This is a genomic window from Paracoccus sp. (in: a-proteobacteria) (assembly GCF_047973135.1).
Lineage (GTDB): Bacteria > Pseudomonadota > Alphaproteobacteria > Rhodobacterales > Rhodobacteraceae > Paracoccus.
In genome coordinates, this window is the sequence record NZ_JBKEBL010000078.1 from 1 (window position 1) to 2,662 (window position 2,662).

A 2,662-nucleotide genomic window follows, 5' to 3' on the forward strand; every position below is an offset into this window, starting at 1 on the left:
AGGGCTGTGGTCATGCTGATCCTCCGTCCCGCGTCAGGCCACGGTAAGCGCGGAGGCACCGGGCTGCAAGCACGGTCCGGTTCAGGCCACCAGCCGGGTGCCGTCCTGCCCGGTGATATGCGCCTCGATCAGCGCCCCCTCAGGCTGGTCCGCAGTAAAGGCGACCTCGGTGAACTGTTCTGTCCGGCCAAGGCGCGGGCCTTCGGTCAGGACCAGAGGGCGGCGCCCGACCTGCGCCTGCAAATGCGCCAGCAGCGCGGCGTCCCCTGCGGTCCGCAGCCGCGCGGCCCGGTCGCGGATCACCGGCCCCCTGACGGCGGGCATGCGCGCGGCCGGCGTTCCCTTGCGGGCCGAGAAGGGAAAGACATGCAGGAAGGTCAGGCCGCAATCCGCCACCAGCCGCAGACTGTTTTCGAACATCGCCTCGGTCTCGGTCGGAAAACCGGCGATGATGTCGGCACCGAACACGATTCCGGGCCGCAACCGCCGCGCCTCTTCGCAAAAGCGGATCGCGTCGTCGCGCAGATGGCGGCGCTTCATGCGTTTCAGGATCATGTCGTCGCCCGCCTGCAAGGACAGGTGCAGATGCGGCATCAGCCGGGGTTCGGTCGCAATGGCCAGCATCAGGTTGTCATCCGCCTCGATCGAGTCGATGCTGCTGATGCGCAGGCGCGGCAGATCGGGCACCAGCCGCAGGATCCGCATGACCAGATCGCCCAGCCGGGGCGCGCCCGGCAGATCGCCCCCCCAGGATGTCAGATCCACCCCGGTCAGCACCACCTCGTTGAAGCCGCGCCCGACCAGCCGCCTGATCTGTTCGACCACAACGCCCGCCGGAACGCTGCGCGAATTGCCGCGCCCATAGGGGATGATGCAAAAGGTACAGCGGTGATCGCAGCCGTTCTGGACCTGCACATAGGCCCGGTGCCGCCCGAACCCGTCGATCAGATGGCCCGCCGTCTCGTGCACCGACATGATGTCATCGACGCGGATCTTTTCGGTCTCGCCGATCAGATCGGGCGCGCGCAGTCCCTGCCATGTGCCGGGCTGCATCTTTTCGTGATTGCCGATGACCTTCGTGACCTCGGGCATGGCGGCAAAGGTCTCGGGCTCGGTCTGCGCCGCGCAACCCGTCACAATGACCGGAGCGCCGGGATTTTCCCGTGCCAGCCGGCGGATTTCCTGCCGCGCCTTGCGCACGGCCTCGGCGGTGACGGCGCAGGTATTGACCACAACCGCACCCGACAGGCCGGCGGCCTCGGCCATTTCGCGCATCGCCTCGGTCTCATAGGCGTTCAGGCGGCAGCCAAGCGTGGAAAAGACCGGAGCGCTCATCCCGCCAGCCAGTCCGCCGTCAGCACGCCGGAAAAGACATGCGCGGTCGGCCCCTCCATCCAGACGCCATCCTCGCGCCAGTCGATATGCAGAATGCCCCCCGGCACGTTCACCCGCACCCGCCGCCCGGTCAGCCCGCGCCGCGCCGCCGCAACCGCCGCCGCGCAGGAACACGACCCCGAGGCCAGCGTCGGCCCCGTGCCCCGTTCCCAGATGCGCAGCAGGATTTCATCGGACGAGAGGATCTGCACGATCTCGACATTGGTGCGCTGCGGATACAGCGGGTGGTGCTCATGTTCACTGCCGAACGCTGCCAGATCGACCGAGGCCGCATCGTCCACGAAAAAGGTCAGATGCGGATTACCCATTCCCGTCGCCACCGGATCGCCCCGGATCGGCAGATGGTCGATATCGACCTGATGCGCCAGCGGAATTTCCCGCCAGTCCAGCACTGGCTGACCCATGTTCACGCGCGTCAGCCCCCCGCCCGCATCCTCGGCCAGCAGTACGGCGTGATCGGTGCGCAGGCTCAGCCGGTCGAGCCCGGTCTGATCCATCACAAAGCGCGCGATGCAGCGCGTCGCGTTGCCGCATGCGGAACTGGGCGAGCCATCGGCATTCCAGAATCGCAGCCGCAGATCGGCCCGGTCGTCGGTCTGGATCGTGGCAAGCTGGTCAAAGCCCACGCCCATATGCCGGTCAGCAATCCGCGCGACCAGTCCGGCCGCCAGAGGCTGCCCCCCGGCGCGCAGGTCCAGAACCACGAAGTCATTGCCCAAGCCGTGCATTTTCATGAAGGGCAGGCCGGAAGAGGAATTTCTGTTCATGTTGCGCCATATAGGACGCCGGGGAATTTTCTGCCAGTGGGGATGACTTTTCCGCTTGACGCCTCGGGCGCCCCCCCCTAGATAGCCGCGTACCGAAACGGCGGGACGGTTGCCACATCAAGGCGGCAAACTGTGTCGGCATCGTCGGTGAGGGCGGGTAGCTCAGTGGTAGAGCAACTGACTTTTAATCAGTCGGCCGTGGGTTCGATCCCCACCCCGCTCACCAAAAATCCTTGACATCAACACCTTGAACCGCTGGCTGTCGCCGGTTCCGCGCAGCGGGAAATCCCGCGCTTGCCCCCATCGGCGCAACGCGCCATATGTCCCCGCGAACCACGCATGAACGATCAGGAAGGCGGTGCGCCCGTGACCGACGACTATATCATCCGCGACATTTCGCTGGCCGGTTACGGTCGAAAGGAACTGGACATCGCAGAAACCGAGATGCCGGGACTGATGGCATTGCGGGCCGAATACGGGCAGGCGCAGCCGCTGAAAGG

General features: G+C 66.2%; 3 protein-coding genes and 1 tRNA gene. 2 read left to right on the forward strand and 2 right to left on the reverse strand.

Annotated elements, in window-relative coordinates; translation table 11 throughout:
• Positions 1–81: 81 nt before the first annotated feature.
• Entirely contained in the window at positions 82–1,335 is a 1,254-nt protein-coding gene (gene mtaB / locus ACK5L9_RS06550; RefSeq protein WP_416910662.1) for a tRNA (N(6)-L-threonylcarbamoyladenosine(37)-C(2))-methylthiotransferase MtaB, read from the reverse strand.
• A complete protein-coding gene (dapF, locus tag ACK5L9_RS06555) occupies positions 1,332–2,162 on the reverse strand; it encodes a diaminopimelate epimerase (protein ID WP_416910663.1) in 831 nt (276 codons plus the stop codon). The genes mtaB and dapF overlap by 4 nt, the downstream gene beginning before the upstream one ends.
• A gap of 151 nt (positions 2,163–2,313) precedes the next feature.
• On the opposite strand from dapF, the gene ACK5L9_RS06560 reads away from it, so the two are divergent.
• Both ACK5L9_RS06560 and ACK5L9_RS06565 read left to right on the forward strand, forming a co-directional pair.
• A tRNA-Lys gene (locus ACK5L9_RS06560) sits at positions 2,314–2,388 on the forward strand.
• 140 nt (positions 2,389–2,528) lie between these two features.
• Positions 2,529–2,662 (forward strand): adenosylhomocysteinase (locus ACK5L9_RS06565; RefSeq protein ID WP_416910664.1); only part of this gene is annotated, 134 nt, incomplete at its 3' end.

What these genes read in the sequence shown, in the direction of transcription:
- mtaB (WP_416910662.1), bottom strand. Translation starts at nt 1,335, where the DNA reads ATGAGCGCTCCGGTCTTTTCCACGCTTGGCTGCCGCCTGAACGCCTAT.
- dapF (WP_416910663.1), bottom strand. Translation starts at nt 2,162, where the DNA reads ATGAACAGAAATTCCTCTTCCGGCCTGCCCTTCATGAAAATGCACGGC.